Raw genomic sequence first — 17,459 nt, forward strand, 5'->3', positions numbered from 1 at the left:
GCGTCCACGACCGCGCTCATGGCGTCTCGCCGCGCGCGAGCCGCGCCTCGATCTCCGGCAGAAGCTCGATCAGGTCGGCCACCGAGTCGATCACCCAGTGCGCGCCGGCGTCGCGTAGCACCCTTGCCGCCCGCGCCCGGAGAGCGGCACGGGCGCACCCGTCGAGCGCGGCGAGCTCCTCCGCCGAGAGTCCCGCCGCGTTGCCCGTCAGCGCGACGCCGACCGTCCAGGTGCCGGCCGCGAGCCCCTCGGCGATGCCGGGTGCGGTGTCGTCCAGCTTCACCACCGCCTCCGGCGGGAACACGCTGAGATCGGCGAAGCAGCGGTACATCATCAGCGGCGTCGGCCGGCCCGCGGCGAGATCGCCGGCGCAGACCAGGCAGTCGGGCGCGTAGCCCTGTGCGGCGGCGAGCGGCAGCAGCTCTTGCATGATCGGCCGCGTGTAGCCGGTCGTGCTGCCGATCGCGAGGCCGCGCGCGCGGCAGGCGGCAACCGCCTCCGCCGCACCGGGGATCATGTCCGCGTGGTCGCGGATCGCGGCCATCGTCATCGGCTCGAACACAGCGAAGATCCGATCCGCGTCCGCCGCGCCGAAGGCGTGGCCGTGCCGATCCTGCCACGCCGCGGAGACGTGCGGCAGGGTGCCGACCGCCATGATGTGGTCCCACTTCGGCAACCCCATGGGCCCGCGCGCATCGGCGACCGTGATCGTCACGTCGAACGTGGCGAAGGCGCGCACGAAGGCGCCCATCGGCGCGCGGCTGCCATGGTCGATCACGGTGCCGGCCCAGTCGAACACGACGGCCTTGAGCGGATCGCGATAGGGCGGGCGGCTCACGCCGGCACCGCGGGTGCCAGGCCGAACGAGGCGAGCGTCTCCTCGGCGAGCGCGAAGGCCGTGCTCATGCCGGTGCCAGAGGTGACCATGACGACACGGGTCTCCTGGGACGGAGCCGAGATGAACGCGGGCGCCGCGGCGGACGGATACTCGCCGACCCAGCGCTCGATCACCCGCGGCGTGGGAAGGTGCAGCACCGCGCGCGCTTCCTCAAGGATCAGCGCCTCGGTCTCCCCCGACAGGAACGGGTCGGGCGTGTCGCCGTAGAGGTGCGAGTCGCCAATCACCAGCGAGCCGTCCGCCGACTGAACAACGATCAGATGGATGCCCTGCGCGAGATGTGCGGGCTGCTCGGCCTGCAGACGCGCGCGCAGGGTTGGCAGCGACGGAGCGTCACCATAGCCGAGATAGCGCACCACACCGAGATCGCTCATCACGGCCGCTGGGAGCCGCCAACCCGGATCGGCGAGCCGCAGCATCGAAAGCTTGCAGCGAACGGGAGCGTACGCGGCGATCGCGTCCGGGAACAGCGACAGGAAGTCGTTGCCGGGGCAGACGACGACGCGATCCGCTGCGATCGGCCCACGTGTCGTGTCGACGCGGCCGCGCTCGACGCCACGGACATGCGTGCGCCAGCGGAACCGGACGCGGTGCTGCGTTTCGAGCCAGGACGCGAGGCGCGGCAGCGCCTCGCGGGGCTCGACGCGGAGCTCATGCGGCGACAGCAGCGCACCGGCGAGTTCCTGGCGGAGCGGGTGCGGCAACGCCCGGGGCGCGAGGACACGACAGCCCTCGCCCATCGGGCCGCGCGCGAACGCCTCGATCGCGGCGAGCGCCTCCGTCCGGCGCGCGGCCATCAGCAGACCGCGGTGGAGGATGGGGATGCCGGCCGCCGGACAGACCTCGGCCCAGATCGCGCACGACCGCAGCGCGCGGCGCCAGGTGTCGCCCGCCTGCTGGCCGGTGACCGTGACAAAGCCGAAATTGCGGGTCGAGGCGCCGTTGGCGCGCGCCTCGCGGTCGATCACGGTGACGGCCAGGCCGGCTCGCGCGGCCGCGAGGGCGTGGGCCAGGCCGACGATGCCGGCGCCGATGACGACAAGGTCCATGAAGAACACTCCCCGGGGGGCCGTGGGGGCCCCCGGAACCCCGCTGGAGGGCGCCGCTCCCGTTGGTCGCGACGCGGGCCCAGAGGTGCAGGGGGTGGGGGGACCAGCGTGGTCCCCCCACCTTTTAGGCGATCATGCGATCCCAGAACATCTCTGCATACTGCCGGAACCACACCGAGTACCGCTCCGGCCGCGCGTCCATGTCGCTGCGCAGCGCCGCGGGATCCATCCAGGCGCAGTCCTCGACCTCCTCCGGCGCAGGCGCGCAGGGCCCATCCCACACGCCGCCGAACACGTGCACGTACTCATGCTCGACCAGTCCCCGCCCGACCGGCGCGCGATAGATCGTCTCGAACAGCCTGCTCAGCGCCGGCACGCTGATCCCCATCTCCTCGCGCAGCCGCCGCACCGCCGCCTCGCCCACTGCCTCGCCAGGACGCGGATGGCTGCAGCACGTGTTGGTCCAGACCCCGCCGGAGTGGTACTTGCCGGCCGCCCTGCGCTGCATCAGCAGCCGCCCGTCCGGCGAGCGCAGCACCACCGAGAGCGCGCGATGCAGCCGCCCCTCGCGATGCGCGGCGAGCTTCTCCATCACGCCGAGCGGCCGGTCCTGTTCGTTCACCAGAACGACCTGCTCGCCGCGCGGATGCCGCCGTGCCGCCACCAGCTCCAGCGGCGCCGACAGCGCGCTCACACGAAGATGTCCGCCGGCGCGTCGCGCCTGAGCCCGGCACCGAGCGCGTGGCCGAGGCGCTGCGCATCCCTGGGCGAACCCTCGATGCTGCGCTTGAGCAGGAACGTGCCGTCGGCGCGCGCGACCAGTCCGGTAAGCCGCAGCGTGCGGTCCGCCGTCATGCGCGCATAGCCGCCGATCGGCGTGCGGCACGAGCCGTCGAGCGCGGCCAGCAGTGCCCGTTCGGCGGTCGAGACCGCGCGCGCCTCCCAGTCCTCGATCGCGGAGAGCAGCTCGCGCAGCTCCTCGTCGCGCTCGCGCACCGTCACCGCGACGATGCCCTGCCCGGCAGCCGGCACCATCACTTCCGGATCGAGCACGATCCCCGCCTCGCACTCAAGCGCGAGGCGTTTGAGTCCTGCGAAGGCCAGCAGCGAGGCGCCGAACTCACCGCCATGCACCTTGGCAAGCCGCGTCTGCACGTTGCCGCGGATCATCGTCACCGTCACGTCAGGGCGGGTGTGCAGGAGCTGCGACTGGCGCCGCACCGACGACGACCCAACGACCGCGCCGCGCGGCAGCGCGGCCCAAGGGTCATTGGAGTCGAACGTGCCGCAGACGCTGCCCAGCACGACCGCGTCGCGCGGATCCTCACGCTTCAGGGTGCAGGCGAGCACGACACCGGGCGGCAGTTCGGTCTCCAGGTCCTTCAGGCTGTGCACCGCGAAATCGACGCGCCGGTCCAGCAGCGCCTCGTGGATCTCCTTCGCGAACAGGCCCTTGCCGCCGACCTCCGCCAGACGCTTGTCCTGGATGCGGTCACCAGTCGTGGCGATGACATGCTCCTGGAACGCATCGATCTGGTGCAACAACGGGCAGAACCGCGTGACCAGTCCGAGGAAGTCCCTGGTCTGCCAGAGCGCGAGCGGCGAGCCGCGAGTGCCGACGCGCAACGGCAGCGCCGGGCCGTGCGGCCGCACCATCGCGCCGTCCGGCATGGCCGGCCGATGTCGCGCGCCGACCTGTCCCGCAGGGGTTGGGCGAACGGTCGGCGTATCGAGGTCGAGTGGCGGCATCATCGCGCTCCGGCAGCGATCATCACGAGGCGGATCCGCGTGCCCAGGCGGGCACGAGTCCAGTGAGGTGGGCGAGGTTCTTGAAGAAGATGCGCACATGGGCGAGCGGGCGGGCCTTCACCAGCTCCTTGTTCATGTACGCGTCCCAGGTGAGGTACTGCACGTCTGGGTCACGGCAGATCGAGACAAACCGTTCTCTGCGCGCATCGTTGCCGTACCAGTAGGACTGCATGATGCCGAGCATCCAGAACACCGGACCGTGCAGGCGCATGAAGCGCCGGCGCGCGGCGGCGAGCGCGCCGGCCTTGCCGGTTGCGAGGAACTCGTCCACCGCGTCCGCCGCGAAGCGCCCGCCGAGCATCGCGTAGTAGATGCCCTCGCCCGAGGCCGGAGCGACGATGCCGGCTGCGTCGCCGGCAAGCAGCACGTCCCGCCCGTCATCCCAGCGTCTGAGCGGCCGGAGCGGGATCGGCGCACCCTCGCGCCGGATCGTCTCGACCGCGCCGAGCCCGGCGACATCGCGCAGCTCCTTCACCGCGCCCTTGAGGCTGAACCCCTTGTGCGCGGAGCCCGTGCCGACCGAGGCCGTGTCGCCGTGCGGGAAGATCCAGGCGTAGAAATCGGGCGAGAGCGTGCCGCGGTAGTACACGTCGCAGCGTTCGCCGTCATACTGCGACGGCGCCACACCCTGTGGCGCGCGGACGATCTCATGATAGGCGAACACGAACGGGGTTTGGTCCGCGCCCGGCACGCACTGGCGGCCGACCGCGGAGAGCGCGCCGTCCGCGCCGATCACCGCGCGGGCGCGCACCGCTTCGAGCGGCGCCTCGGGGGCCCCGCCCTTCGAACGGTAGCGCACGATCGTGCCCCCGGCATCGCGCTCGATCCGCTCGAAGGTGCCGGCGCGGCGCTCGGCGCCGAGCAGGACCGCGCGGTTGCGCAGCCACTCGTCGAAATGCTCGCGGTCCACCATGCCGACGAAGCCGCCGTCAGTCACCGGCATCGCCGCCTCGCGCGCCGACGGCGAGACGATCCGCGCCGAGGTGACGCGCGCCACCAGCAGGCTCTCAGGAACCGCGAAGTCGGCGATCAGCTTTGGCGGGATCGCGCCGCCGCAGGGCTTGATGCGGCCGGCCCTGTCGAGCAGCAGCACATGCCGTCCGGCGCGCGCGAGATCAGCCGCCGCGGTCGCACCCGCCGGTCCGCCGCCCACCACGACGGCATCGAAGCTCTCGATCGTCACCGCTCCGCCCCTCCGCTGATCACCGGGATCGGCACTGCGGCGGCCGACCGCTGGCGCGCGATCCCGAGCGCCAGCCAGGCCGAGATCACGAACAGGACCGCATCGCCGATGAACACCGCCGCATAGCCGCCCACCGTCGAGTCGAGCGCGAGCCGCGCGACATCCAGCGCCGCTGCCCCGAGCAGGCCGCCGAGACCGAAGGCGATCGCCTGCGCCGCGCCCCAGAGCCCCATGCGCACGCCCTCGCGCGACTCGCGGCCGCGGCCGACGAGCTGCATCATGGTCGCGATCGCGCCGGCGGCGAATACGCCGTTGGCAAGCCCGAGTGCGAAGTAGGAGGTCGCGAGCGGCCAAGCCTCGCCGATAAAGCCTGCGGCCGCGAGGCCGAGCATCGCGGCGGCCGCCGAGAGGCAGCCACCGATCGTGAACAGCTTCAGCGCCGCGACGCGATGCCCGCCCAGCGCGGTGCCGGCGATCGCGACCAGGATCATGCCGAGCAGCACGCCGCCGTGCTGGAGCGAGGCGAGGCGCGTGGACTCGCCGAGCGTGCGGCCGAACACCGCGCCGGCGAAGGGCTCGAGGATCAAATCCTGGGCGGAATAGGCCAGCATCGAGACGAACACGAACACCGTGAAGCGGCGCGCCTCGGGCTCGGCCCAGACCTGGGCGAGCGCCTCGCGGAACGGCACCTTCGCCGGCTTCCGCTCCACCACCTGCGGTGCGACCGAGTGCTCCACGCCCCAGACCGCGATCACGGCCAGCAGGAAGGCCGCAACCGACACCCCGGCGCAAACGGCGACCAGCCGCTCGGGCGAATAGGGGTCCAGCAGCCGGGACGCGACCGCGGTGGTCACCACGAACCCGGCGATCATCATGATCCAGACGATCGAGGCGGCCGCCGGCCGCCGTTCGGGTGCGGAGCGGCTCGCGAGCAGCACCAGCAACACCGTGCCGGCCGCGCCGACGCCGAGCCCCACCAGCAGGAACGCCACCACCGCGAGCGCGATCCCCGCCGCCACGTCGGTCGCCATCCAGGCAGTCGCCACCGCGGCGAGCGTGCCGCCGACCGCCAGCACCGCCATGCCGCCGATGATCCAGGGCGTGCGCCGCCCGCCCATGTCCGAGCCGTAGCCCATGCGCGGGCGCATCAACTGCACCGCGTAGTGCATCGCCACCAGCAGGCCGGGCAGCGTCGCCGGCAGCGCGAGCTCGACGATCATCACGCGATTGAGCGCCGAGGTGGTCAGCACAACGATCGCGCCCAACGCGGTCTGCACCAGGCCGAGCCGGACGATCCCGGCCCAGGAGAGCGTACGCGCCGTCACCTCGCCGCTCCCGCGACCAGCGGTGCGACCGCGAAGGCCGAGGCCAGCATGCCGAGCACGTAGAGGCTCGTTCCGGTGGCGTTGTACCAGGGCGCGCGGCCGCGCGGATCGGCGAGCAGGCGCAGCATCAGGCCGAACTGCACGACCAGCAGCAGGCCGACGGTCGCGGCGTGGACCGGCCGGCCCCAGGTCAGCAGCAGCGCGATCACGACGAGCTGCGGTGCCGCCATCACCACGCAGGCGAGCCGCGCGGCGGCATCGGTGCCGAGCTGCACCGGCAGGGAGCGGATGCCCATGCGCGCATCGCCCTCGACCGCCTTGAAGTCGTTCAGGGTCATGATGCCGACCGCGCCGAGGCTGTAGAGCCCGGCGAGGGCGAAGATGCGCCCATCCGGTGCGCCGGCGGCGACGATCGCGGCGCCGGTGATCCAAGGCAGCCCCTCATAGCAGGCGGCGCAGGCGGTGGCGGAGAGCCAGCCGTCGCGCTTCAGCCGCACGGGCGGCGCGCTGTAGGCCCAGGCGATCGCGACGCCGAGCACGGCGGCCCAGAACACGAAGGCGCCGAGCGCGGCGGCGACCGCGAGCGAGAGCGCCGTCCAGGCGAGCGCGATCCCGAGCCCCCAGCGCCCGGGGATGCGGCCCGAGGGGATCGGCCGGTCAGGCTCGTTGATCGCGTCGACGTGGCGGTCGAACCAGTCGTTCACCGCCTGGCTCATGCCGCAGACGAGCGGCCCGGCCAGCAGGACGCCGAGCAGGACGACCGGCAGCGACGACCAAGCCGGGCCGCCGGCGGAGACGACGCCGCAGCCGAACGCCCACATCGGCGCGAACCAGGTGATCGGCTTGAGGAGCTCCAGCACCGTCCGCGGCGACGGCACCCGGACAGGGCGGGACCCGGCAGCGTGTGCGCGACCGATCCCGCCCGGCATCAATCCCCCTCGCTGCCGTCGTCCGGGCCGATCAGCCCGTAGCGGCGCAGCTTCACGTAGAGGCTCTGGCGCGACAGTCCGAGCATCTCGGCGGCCGAGGCGCGGTTGTCGTTGGTGAGTTCGAGCGCGGCCTCGATGCAGAGCCGCTCGATCACGTCGGTCGCCTCGCGCACGAGGTCCTTCAGCGGGACGCGGCCAATCAGCTCGGTGAGCTGCTCCACCGAGCGGGTCGCGGCCACGCCAGGTTGCGGCTGCGCGGCGCGGCGGCGGCCGACATCGCGGATCGCGAAGCCGAACGAGGGCTTGCCGCCGTTCATGATGGTGACCGCCGAGATCTCCACATCGGTGCTCGCGCCAAAGGCGCCGCGCAGCGCGGTCGAGAACAGCCGGATCGGGCCGCCGCCGCGCAGCGTCGCGAGCAGCACATCCAGATCGACACCGGAACGTCCGAGCCAACGGTCCAGCGTCTCGCCCTTGGCCTGCTCCTCGGAGGCGAGCTGGGTCATCTCCAGGAACGCCGCGTTGGCGGTGATCACCCGGCCCTCATGGTCGGTAACGACGAAGGCGTCGGGCACGGAGTCGATCAGCTTCAGCAGCTTGGACTTGTGCTTCGGCAACACGACCGCGGTGCCCTCGGCCAGGGTGTGGACGAGGCGGACGAGGAACAGCGTGGTGCCGTCCTGACGGAACAGCGTGGCGGAGACGACCACGTCGCGCTGATCCGTGGCGGTGCGGGCGGCAACATCGTCGCCGCGGCCGGTCGCGCGCACCGAGGCAAGCAGCATGTTCACCGGCTCGCGACTCGCCTGCTCAAACATGTCGAGCAGGGCCGAGCCGACCGGCCGGCGCCCGGCCTGGCCAAGCATTCCCGCCGCAGCCGGGTTCGCCTCAACGACCCGTCCCGAGGCGGCGTCGACGATCAGCACGGGCTCCACGGCCGTCTGGAACAACAGACGGTAGCGAGTCTCCGCCTGGCGCAACCGTGAGTAGTCGCGCTCCATCGAAGCCTGGGTCTCGACCAGCCGCTGCTGCAGCGACGAGATCGCGCGCAGGTCGCGGCCGAACACGATGGCACGGTCGCCGCCGGCGATGCGGATGGCCGAGACCAGCACCGGGACGTGCTCGCCCGAGACCGAGACCTGGTTGACGTGGCGCCAGCGCGTGGCGTTGCCGGAACGCACATCGCGCAACAGCTCGGTGACCTTCGGCTGGCTGTCTTCGGCGACGGTGTCGATCCAGGCGCGCCCGAGCCAGGGCGCCTGCCCGTCGAGATCACGGGCGAGTTCGTCGCTGGAGAAGGCGATGTCGCGGATCACCCCATCCTCATCCACGACCAGCGTCACGTCCGCTGCCGCGCTGACGAGGACCGCCGCGGCGTCCGCGTCGAGCGCGCCGAGCGAGTTCCTGGGAGCCGTGAAGGACATCACAGTTCTTCGTATCCTTCGTTGCTAAGCCGCTTCCTCTCGGCATCCCTCCGTAGCGGCGGCTCAGCTTTTCGTCCAGGCTCAAGCGCGACCTGCCATCAATCCGACCAGACCATCGGCCTGCACCACCGCATGGCGTGCATCCGTCGCCATGGCATCGGCGCCGACCTGGGCGACGAACTCGGGGTGGTTCGTGAACAGGGGCCCGCCGACCATGATGCCGATCCCGCGGTTGCGCGAGGCCTGGCGCAGCGTGTGGATCGTCGCGGCGATGGTGTCGAGCCGGGTGGTGCAGCTGACCGAGAGGCCGGCGAGGGCGAACCACTCCCGGCGCAGCACGTCGCAGAGGGCGGCGCAGGAGAGCACGCGGCCGTTGTCGGCGTCCCAGCCGGCCCGGCGCAGGAACTCAGCGACCAGCACAAGCGCGAAGCTGTGCTGCTCGCCCGGGAGGGGCGCGAGCAGGATGCGCCGGCGCGGATCGGGGCGAAGGTCGTCCTGGTGGAAGGCCGGCCCGAAGGCGTGGACCAACCGCTGGAGGCAGGCCAGCCCGACCGTGACCTCGGCGATCGAGGCGGTGTCGTCGTGCCACATCTGGCCGAGCAGGGCTGCCGCCGGCGAGACGAGGTCGAGGTAGAGTTGATCCAGCGCCGCGCCAGCGGCGCAGAGCCGGTCGACCAGCGCAACCACCCGGGCAAGGTCGTTGTAGCGCGCCGCATCGGCCATCAGGGCGACATCGTCGCGGGTCGGTGTGGAACCGGCCGACTCGGGGCGCAGCGGTGCCGCCGCGGCACGATGGGCGAGCACGATCCACGGAACGACCCGGGTCTCGACCGCGGAGGTCACCTCCGGGTGGCCCCTGTCATGGCCACCGTCAGCGTAAGCGGACACGCTCCGATGGAAACCGCCGCCATAGCCCTCGGCGAAGCCGCGCAGCATTGACGCGCCACGGCCGCTCGGACCGTCCTCGTTGCCACCAGATGCCGATGGCTCCTGGAAACTGGCCATTGGACTCCTCCTCCCGTCACTCTAGCCGTCGGCGGGGTTGGTCTGTCAAGCATGCCTTACGTCAATCAGCCTTGACACTCCGCGTCCGGCTTCTCTAGCCTTCCTCCCATGGCGGCCACCGCCGACGGGAGGGAAGAATGCAACGTTTCCGCAACGATCGGCCCGCACGCAAGGCCTTCCGCCCGGCCCGGCCCGCTGGCGCACCACCGCGACCGATGACGCCAGCGTGAGCCAAGGGAGGGGGAGCTTGTCAAGCCATGCTGACACAACGCGTCCTTGAGCGTCTGATCGCGTCGGTGGACGCCTGCCCCTGGGGCACCGCGGCCGGCTGCCAACACAGGCAGATGCTCCAGCCGCGCGCGAGCCGCGCCGCACCCGCGCGCAAGCCGCTCTACACGCCGGAGGAGCGCGCCCGACGCGACGCCTCGCCGTGGACCGTGGTGCAGGGGATCCTCGCGCCGTTCCAGTTCGCGGTGTTTCTGATCAGCCTCGCTCTGGTCGCGCGCTTCCTCGCGACCGGCGAGGGGCTGCTGCTCGCCACCATCTCGGTGATCGCCAAGACAGTGGTGCTCTACACCATCATGATCACCGGCTCGATCTGGGAGAAGGAGGTCTTCGGCAAGTACCTGTTCGCCCGGCCGTTCTTCTGGGAGGACGTGTTCTCCTTCCTCGTGATCGGGCTGCACACCGCCTATCTCGCGATGCTGATGCTCGGGCTCGGTGACGCGCGCGACCAGATGCTGGTGGCGCTCGCGGCCTATGCCGCCTATGTCGTGAATGCCGGCCAGTTCGTGCTGAAGCTGCGCGCCGCCCGGCGCGACGAGGCGCGCTGGACCAGTCCTCCCGGCCAGCCAGCGGCGGGTTCGGCCACGTGACATCGGCCGCGACCCTCGCTCCCGCACACGGCGGCTGCGCCGATGCCCCGGTGCTGCGCGAGCGCGGCCAGCGGGAGGTGTTCTGCGGCCTGACCGGCATCGTCTGGCTGCACCGCAAGATCCAGGACGCGTTCTTCCTGGTGGTTGGCAGCCGCACCTGCGCGCATCTGATGCAGTCCGCCGCCGGCGTGATGATCTTCGCCGAGCCGCGCTTCGCAACCGCAATCATCGACGAGCGCGACCTCGCGGGGCTGGCGGACGCGAATGCCGAACTCGACCGCGTGGTCGGCCAGCTGCTTGCACGCAGGCCCGACATCCGACTCTTGTTCCTGGTCGGATCCTGCCCCTCGGAGGTGATCAAGCTTGACCTCTCGCGCGCGGCGGAACGTCTGAACCGGCAGTTCGCGCCTGGCGTGCGCGTGCTGAACTACTCGGGCAGTGGGATCGAAACAACCTTCACCCAGGGCGAGGACGCCTGCCTGGCGGCGCTGGTGCCGGAACTCCCCGAGGCCGACGCGACGCCGCGCCTGCTGGTGGTGGGCGCGCTCGCCGAGGTGGTGGAGGACCAGTTTCGCCGCCTGTTCGCCGCGATGGGCATCGGTGCGGTCGATTTCCTGCCGCCGCGCCTTGCCGCCGCACTGCCACCGGTGGGCCCCGCGACTCGGATGCTGCTCGCCCAGCCCTGGCTCGGCGAGACCGCGCGGCTGCTCGAGGCTCGTGGTGCACAGCACCTGCCCGCGCCCTTCCCGCTCGGCGCTGAGGGCACGACCCTCTGGCTGCACGCCGCGGCGCGGGCGTTCGGCGTGACCTCGTCACGCTTCCGCGAGGCGACCGCGCTCGCCGAGTCGCGTGCGGCGCGCGCGCTGGCCGCGCACCGCTCGGCGCTGGCCGGCAAGCGCGTGTTCCTGTTCCCCGACAGTCAGATCGAGATCCCGCTCGCGCGCATGCTCACGCGCGAGCTCAGCATGCGGCTGGTCGAGGTCGGCACGCCCTATCTGCATCGCGCCCATCTCGGCCCGGAGCTCAATCTGCTGCCGGAAGGTACGCGGCTCGCCGAGGGCCAGCATGTCGAGCGCCAGCTCGACCGTTGCCGCGCCGACCGTCCGGACATCACCGTGTGCGGGCTGGGGCTTGCGAATCCGCTCGAGGCCGAGGGGCTCACGACCAAGTGGTCGATCGAGCTCGTGTTCACGCCGATCCAGGGCTACGATCAGGCGGGCGACCTCGCCGCGCTGTTCGCCCGCCCGCTGGACCGGCGCACAAGGCTCGCGGTGTAGCCATGCAGCTCGCGGTCTGGACCTATGAAGGGCCGCCGCATGTAGGGGCGATGCGCGTCGCGACCGCCATGGAGCGCGTGCACTACGTGCTGCACGCGCCGCAGGGCGACACCTACGCCGACCTGCTGTTCACCATGATCGAGCGCCGCGAGAAGCGCCCGCCGGTCACCTACACGACCTTCCAGGCGCGCGATCTCGGCGGCGACACCGCCGAACTGTTCCGCACGGCACTCGTCGAGGCGCACGAGCGGTTCCGCCCGGAGGCAATCCTGGTCGGCGCGTCCTGCACCGCCGAGCTGATCCAGGACGATCCGGGCGGGCTCGCGCGCTCGGCGGGGCTTCCGGTGCCGATCGTGCCGCTCGAGCTTCCGTCCTACTCGAAGAAGGAGAACTGGGGCGCCGCCGAGACGTTCTACCAGCTCGTGCGCGCCTTCGCGGGACCGCATGCGCCGCCGCCCGGCGCCCCGCGCCCGGCACGTCCGGCGGACCGCCGGCCGCGCTGCAACATCCTCGGGCCGACCGCGCTCGGCTTCCGGCATCGCGACGACGTCCGCGAGATCACCTTGCTGCTGGCGCGACTCGGGATCGACGTGCACGTCGTCGCGCCACTCGGCGCCGCGCCCGCGGACATCGCACGGCTCGGCGAGGCCGACTTCAACGTCGTGCTCTATCCAGAGATCGCCGCGCCTGCGGCCGCGTGGCTCTCGCGCAGCTTCGGCCAGAAGGCGACGAGGATCGTTCCGATCGGCGTCGGGGCAACACGCGACTTCATCGCCGAGGCCGCCGCACTCGCGGGCGTCGATCCCGCGCCGGTGCTGGATGCCGAGTCCTCGCGCCTGCCGTGGTACGCGCGCTCGGTCGACAGCACCTACCTGACCGGCAAACGCGTGTTCGTGTTCGGCGACGCGACCCATGCGATCGCCATCGCGCGCGTCGCCGCCGAGGAGATGGGATTCACGGTCGTCGGCCTCGGCACCTACGCGCGCGAGCTCGCCCGCGAGGTGCGCGAAGGGGCAAGGCGCTACGGCATCGAGGCGCTGATCACCGACGACTACCTGGAGGTGGAGGCGGCGGTCGCGGCGCTCCAGCCCGAGCTCGTGCTCGGCACGCAGATGGAACGGCACATCGCCAAGAAGCACGGCATTCCCTGCGCGGTGATCTCCGCGCCGGTGCACGTGCAGGACTTCCCCGCGCGCTATTCCCCCGTGATGGGCTTCGAGGGCGCGAACGTGCTGTTCGACACACTCGTGCATCCGCTGATGATGGGACTCGAGGAGCATCTGCTGGCGATGTTCCGCGAGGACTTCGAGTTCCACGACGACGCCGCGCCGTCCCACCTTGGCGCGACTGCCGCCGCCGCCCCGGCCGCCTCCTCCCCGGCCGCCGCGGCGGCGGCTCCTGTCCTTGAAGGGACGCCGTCCTGGGCAGCCGATGCCGAGCGCGAACTGCGCAAGGTGCCCTTCTTCGTGCGCGGCAAGGCCCGCCGCAACACCGAGCGCTACGCCGCCGAGCGCGGCCTCGCCGCCATCACCGTCGAGACGCTGTACGATGCCAAGGCGCATTACGCCCGCTGACGCCACCCCGATCCGCGTGGTCGTGGTGACGATGGACAGTCACCTGACCGGCGCGGCGATGGGGGCGCGGGCGGCGCTGCGGCGCGAGCTGCCGGGGTTCGAGCTCGCCGTGCACGCCGCCGACGAGTGGGGTGCCGATCCGGCCGCGCTCGCGGCCTGCATCGCCGATATCGGCCGCGCCGACATCGTGATCGCAACCATGCTGTTTCTCGACGATCACATCCGCGCGGTGCTGCCGGCCCTGGAGGCGCGCCGTGCCGCCTGTGACGCGATGCTCTGCATGATGTCGGCCGGCGAGGTGATGCGCCTGACCCGCATCGGCCGCTTCACCATGAGCGGCGAGGCACGCGGTCCGCTCGCACTGCTCAAACGGCTGCGCGGCAAGTCCTCGGGCAGCGGCTCATCCGGCCAGGGCCAGATGAAGATGCTGCGCCGCCTGCCGCAGATGCTGCGCTTCATCCCGGGCACGGCGCAGGACGTGCGCGCCTATTTCCTCGCACTGCAGTACTGGCTCGGCGGGTCGCAGGAGAACATCGCCAACCTGGTGCGCATGATGGTGCGGCGCTACGCGGCAGGCCCGCGCGCAGCGCTCGCCGGCGCTCTCAAGGTCGCCTCGCCCGTGCAGTACCCGGAGGTCGGGCTCTATCACCCCGGCGCGGGTGGCCGGATCACCGAGCGTCTCGCTGACCTGCCGGCGGAGGGCAGTGCGGGCACGGTCGGCGTGCTGCTGCTCCGGTCCTACCTGCTCGCCGGCAACACGGCGCACTACGACGGCGCGATCGCCGCGCTGGAGGCACGGGGCCTGCGCGTGATCCCGGCCTTCGCCTCGGGCCTCGACGCACGGCCGGCGATCGAGCGTTTCTTCATGCAGGACGGCGCGCCGGCGATCGACGCGCTGGTGTCGCTCACCGGCTTCTCGCTGGTCGGCGGTCCCGCCTACAACGACGCGCGCGCGGCGGAAACGATCCTCGCCCGGCTCGACGTACCCTACATCGCCGCGCATCCGCTGGAGTTCCAGACGGTCGAGCACTGGCAGGCCGACCCGCGCGGGCTGACGCCGGTGGAGGCGACCATGATGGTCGCGCTGCCGGAACTGGACGGCGCGATCTGGCCGATGACCTTTGGCGGACGGTCCTGGTCGGTCGAGGGCGAGGCGCGGCGCGACATGGCCTCGCACCCGGAGCGGGCCCGCAGCCTTGCCGCGCGCGTGGCAAAGCTCGTGTCGCTGCGCCGGACCGCGCGGGCGGAGCGCAAGGTGGCGCTCGTGCTGTTCAACTTCCCGCCCAATGCCGGCGCGACCGGCACGGCGGCGTATCTGTCGGTCTTCGCCTCCGCCTGGAACACGCTGCGCACCATGCGCGATGCCGGCTACACGGTCGACGTGCCAGCGGATGCCGAGGCCTTGCGGCGCGCGATCTGCGAAGGCAATGCCGCCCGCTACGGTGCGCACGCGAACGTCGCGGCGCGAATCCCGGCCGATGATCACGTCCGCCGCGACCCCCATCTCGCCGAGATCGAGGCGCAGTGGGGCCCGGCCCCGGGCCGCGCGCAGTCCGACGGCGCGTCGCTGTTCGTGCTCGGCGCTCGGTTCGGCAACGTGTTCGTCGGCGTGCAGCCCGCCTTCGGCTACGAGGGCGACCCGATGCGGCTGCTGTTCGAGCGCGGCTTCGCCCCGACCCACGCCTTCTCGGTGTTCTATCGCTGGCTGCGCGAGGATTTCGGCGCCGATGCGGTGCTGCATTTCGGCACCCATGGTGCGTTGGAATTCATGCCGGGCAAGCACGCCGGGCTGTCCGCCGCGTGCTGGCCGGACCGGCTGATCGGCGACCTGCCGAACCTCTATCTCTACGCCTCGAACAATCCGTCCGAGGGGATGCTGGCGAAGCGCCGCGCCGGAGCGACGCTGATCTCCTACCTCACGCCGCCCGTCGCCCATGCCGGGCTCTATCGCGGCCTGCTCGACCTCAAGGCGTCGATCGACCGCTGGCGCGCGCAGGACCCGGACATTGATCCGAACGCGCGTCTGGCGCTGGCGGGGCTGGTGCAGGCGCAGGCGGCCGCGGTCGATCTCGCGACCGCCGAGCCGCCCTGGGCCGATCCCGACAGTGAGATTGTGCGGCTGACCGACGCGCTGCTCGAGCTCGAGTACACGCTGATCCCGCACGGGCTGCACGTGGTCGGCCAGCCGCCCGATGCAACGCAGCGCGCCGAGATGCTCGATGCGGCGAACGTCGCCGATCCGGCGGAGCGCGCCAGACTCGACGCCCTGATGGCCGACGATGTTGAGACGCGCGCGATCCTCCATGCGCTCGACGGTGGCTATATCCGCCCTGCCCCTGGCGGCGACCTGCTGCGCACCACGGACGTGCTGCCGACCGGGCGCAACCTGCACGGCTTCGATCCGTTCAAGATCCCCTCCGCCTTCGCGGTGGCCGACGGCGCCCGCCAGGCGGAGAAGCTGCTCGCCCGCCACACCTCGGACGGCAACGCGCTGCCCGAGACGGTCGCGATCGTGCTCTGGGGCACCGACAACCTGAAGACCGAGGGCGGGCCGATCGCCCAGGCGCTGTGGCTGATGGGGGCGGAGCCGCGCCACGACAGCTACGGCCGGCTCGCCGGCGCGCAGCTCGTGTCGCTCGACCGGCTCGGCCGACCGCGCATCGACGTGATGGTGACGCTCTCGGGGATCTTCCGCGACCTCCTGCCGATGCAGACCAGGTTGCTGGCCGAGGCCGCACTGCTCGCCGCGCAGGCCGACGAGCCGGAGACGATGAACTTCATCCGCAAGCACGCGCTTGCCCATCTCGCGCAGCATGGCGGTACGATCGAACAGGCGGCGCTGCGCGTGTTCGGCAACGCCGACGGCGCCTACGGCGCGAACGTGAACCAACTGCTCGAATCGGGCGCGTGGCAGGAGGAGGATGAACTCGCCGAGGCCTATGTGCGCCGCAAGGGCTTCGCCTATGGCGTCGATGGCCGGCCGACGCGCCAGGACGCCGTGCTGAGCGCGGTGCTGGCGCGGGTGGACGTCACCTATCAGAACCTCGACAGCATCGAAGTGGGACTCACCACGATCGACCAGTATTTCGACACGCTCGGCGGCATCAGCCGGGCGGTGAAGCGCGCGCGGGGGTCGGACGCGGCCGTCTATGTCGGCGATCAGACGCGCGGCGAGGGGCGCGTGCGCACGGTCGCCGAGCAGGTCGCGCTGGAGACGCGCACGCGTGCGCTGAACCCGAAATGGTTCGAGGCCCTGCTCGCGCACGGCTACGAGGGGGTACGCCAGATCGAGGCCCACGTGACCAACACGATGGGCTGGTCCGCGACCACGGGCCAGGTCGCACCCTGGGTCTACGACCATCTCGCCGCGACCTTCATGCTGGATGATGCGATGCGCCAGCGTCTCGCGGCGCTGAACCCGACGGCCTCGGCGAAGATCGCCAACCGCCTGATCGAGGCGCATGAGCGCCGCTACTGGACTCCCTCGGCGGAGGTGATGGATCGCCTGCGCCAGGCCGGCGAGGAGCTCGAGGACCGGCTCGAAGGCATCATGGGAGCGCCGGCATGACCGCGATCGATCTCGCGCGACCACGCGCCTTGGCGAAGCGCGCCGACGGCGACGGCTCGGTACAGGTTCACGCCGATCCGACGCTGAAGATCGAGGGTGCGAAGGTGTTCGCCGTCTATGGCAAGGGCGGGATCGGCAAGAGCACCACCTCGTCCAACCTCTCGGTCGCCTTTGCGAAGCTGGGCAGGCGTGTGCTGCAGATCGGCTGCGATCCCAAGCACGACAGCACCTTCACGCTGACCAAGCAGCTCTGCCCGACCGTGATCGACGTGCTGGAGAGCGTGGACTTCCACACCGAGGAGCTGCGGGTGGAGGATTTCGTGTTCGAGGGCTATGCCGGCGTGCTCTGCGTCGAGGCGGGCGGGCCGCCCGCCGGCACAGGCTGCGGCGGCTACGTGGTCGGCCAGACGGTGAAGCTGCTCAAGGAGCACCACCTGCTGGAGGAGACCGACGTCGTCATCTTCGATGTGCTCGGCGACGTTGTGTGCGGCGGCTTCGCGAGCCCGCTGCTGCACGCCGATCGCGGCCTGATCGTCGCGGCGA

At 71.5% G+C, this 17,459-nt stretch carries 14 protein-coding genes; 5 read left to right on the top strand and 9 right to left on the bottom strand.

The features are described 5' to 3' along the window. Positions 1-16: 16 nt before the first annotated feature. From phnX to ACTIFU_RS15930, 9 genes are all read right to left on the bottom strand, one after another. Positions 17-838 carry a phosphonoacetaldehyde hydrolase gene (gene phnX / locus ACTIFU_RS15890; RefSeq protein WP_439579296.1) on the bottom strand — a complete coding sequence of 274 codons (822 nt, stop codon included), beginning with the start codon at positions 836-838 and terminating at the stop codon, positions 17-19. Further along, a complete protein-coding gene (locus ACTIFU_RS15895) occupies positions 835-1,947 on the bottom strand; it encodes a TIGR03364 family FAD-dependent oxidoreductase (protein ID WP_439579297.1) in 1,113 nt (370 codons plus the stop codon). The genes phnX and ACTIFU_RS15895 overlap by 4 nt, the downstream gene beginning before the upstream one ends. A 124-nt stretch (positions 1,948-2,071) precedes the next feature. Next, positions 2,072-2,641, bottom strand: coding sequence for an isopentenyl-diphosphate Delta-isomerase (gene idi, locus ACTIFU_RS15900; RefSeq protein ID WP_439579298.1), 570 nt, complete (start codon positions 2,639-2,641; stop codon positions 2,072-2,074). After that, the gene (hemC, locus tag ACTIFU_RS15905) at positions 2,638-3,699 is read right to left on the bottom strand and encodes a hydroxymethylbilane synthase (RefSeq protein WP_439579299.1); all 1,062 of its coding nucleotides are present in this window, start codon (positions 3,697-3,699) and stop codon (positions 2,638-2,640) included. Before hemC ends, idi begins: the two co-directional genes overlap by 4 nt. A 19-nt stretch (positions 3,700-3,718) precedes the next feature. Further along, positions 3,719-4,939 (bottom strand): geranylgeranyl diphosphate reductase, encoded by a 1,221-nt coding sequence (locus ACTIFU_RS15910; RefSeq protein WP_439579300.1) that lies wholly within the window; start codon positions 4,937-4,939, stop codon positions 3,719-3,721. Next, a complete protein-coding gene (locus ACTIFU_RS15915; protein ID WP_439579301.1) occupies positions 4,936-6,264 on the bottom strand; it encodes a BCD family MFS transporter in 1,329 nt (442 codons plus the stop codon). Before ACTIFU_RS15915 ends, ACTIFU_RS15910 begins: the two co-directional genes overlap by 4 nt. Further along, positions 6,261-7,193, bottom strand: coding sequence for a chlorophyll synthase ChlG (gene chlG, locus ACTIFU_RS15920; protein WP_439579302.1), 933 nt, complete (start codon positions 7,191-7,193; stop codon positions 6,261-6,263). The genes ACTIFU_RS15915 and chlG overlap by 4 nt, the downstream gene beginning before the upstream one ends. After that, entirely contained in the window at positions 7,193-8,617 is a 1,425-nt protein-coding gene (gene ppsR, locus ACTIFU_RS15925) for a transcriptional regulator PpsR (protein ID WP_439579303.1), read from the bottom strand. The genes chlG and ppsR overlap by 1 nt, the downstream gene beginning before the upstream one ends. Before the next feature lie 81 nt (positions 8,618-8,698). Further along, a complete protein-coding gene (locus tag ACTIFU_RS15930; protein ID WP_439579304.1) occupies positions 8,699-9,622 on the bottom strand; it encodes a cobalamin B12-binding domain-containing protein in 924 nt (307 codons plus the stop codon). 257 nt (positions 9,623-9,879) lie between these two features. On the opposite strand from ACTIFU_RS15930, the gene bchF reads away from it, so the two are divergent. The 5 genes from bchF to ACTIFU_RS15955 form a co-directional block, all read left to right on the top strand. Further along, positions 9,880-10,497 (top strand): 2-vinyl bacteriochlorophyllide hydratase, encoded by a 618-nt coding sequence (gene bchF, locus ACTIFU_RS15935; protein WP_439579305.1) that lies wholly within the window; start codon positions 9,880-9,882, stop codon positions 10,495-10,497. After that, on the top strand, positions 10,494-11,774 hold the full coding sequence (locus ACTIFU_RS15940) for a ferredoxin:protochlorophyllide reductase (ATP-dependent) subunit N (protein WP_439579306.1): 1,281 nt from the start codon (positions 10,494-10,496) through the stop codon (positions 11,772-11,774). The genes bchF and ACTIFU_RS15940 overlap by 4 nt, the downstream gene beginning before the upstream one ends. A 2-nt stretch (positions 11,775-11,776) precedes the next feature. Further along, complete coding sequence (gene bchB / locus ACTIFU_RS15945; RefSeq protein ID WP_439579307.1) at positions 11,777-13,348, top strand: ferredoxin:protochlorophyllide reductase (ATP-dependent) subunit B; 1,572 nt, start codon at positions 11,777-11,779, stop codon at positions 13,346-13,348. Then, a complete protein-coding gene (locus tag ACTIFU_RS15950) occupies positions 13,323-16,916 on the top strand; it encodes a magnesium chelatase subunit H (RefSeq protein ID WP_439579308.1) in 3,594 nt (1,197 codons plus the stop codon). The genes bchB and ACTIFU_RS15950 overlap by 26 nt, the downstream gene beginning before the upstream one ends. Then, on the top strand, positions 16,913-17,459 hold a 547-nt coding region (locus ACTIFU_RS15955), incomplete at its 3' end, for an AAA family ATPase (protein WP_439579309.1). The genes ACTIFU_RS15950 and ACTIFU_RS15955, both read left to right, overlap by 4 nt.

The sequence above is a fragment of the Elioraea sp. genome (genome assembly GCF_051860475.1).
Taxonomy (GTDB): Bacteria; Pseudomonadota; Alphaproteobacteria; order Acetobacterales; family Acetobacteraceae; genus Elioraea.

Excerpts from the sequence above, each read along its gene's own strand:
- ACTIFU_RS15895 (WP_439579297.1), bottom strand. The coding sequence starts at position 1,947 with ATGGACCTTGTCGTCATCGGCGCCGGCATCGTCGGCCTGGCCCACGCC.
- hemC (WP_439579299.1), bottom strand. The coding sequence starts at position 3,699 with ATGATGCCGCCACTCGACCTCGATACGCCGACCGTTCGCCCAACCCCT.
- chlG (WP_439579302.1), bottom strand. The coding sequence starts at position 7,193 with ATGCCGGGCGGGATCGGTCGCGCACACGCTGCCGGGTCCCGCCCTGTC.
- ppsR (WP_439579303.1), bottom strand. The coding sequence starts at position 8,617 with ATGTCCTTCACGGCTCCCAGGAACTCGCTCGGCGCGCTCGACGCGGAC.
- ACTIFU_RS15930 (WP_439579304.1), bottom strand. The coding sequence starts at position 9,622 with ATGGCCAGTTTCCAGGAGCCATCGGCATCTGGTGGCAACGAGGACGGT.
- bchF (WP_439579305.1), top strand. The coding sequence starts at position 9,880 with ATGCTGACACAACGCGTCCTTGAGCGTCTGATCGCGTCGGTGGACGCC.
- bchB (WP_439579307.1), top strand. The coding sequence starts at position 11,777 with ATGCAGCTCGCGGTCTGGACCTATGAAGGGCCGCCGCATGTAGGGGCG.
- ACTIFU_RS15950 (WP_439579308.1), top strand. The coding sequence starts at position 13,323 with ATGCCAAGGCGCATTACGCCCGCTGACGCCACCCCGATCCGCGTGGTC.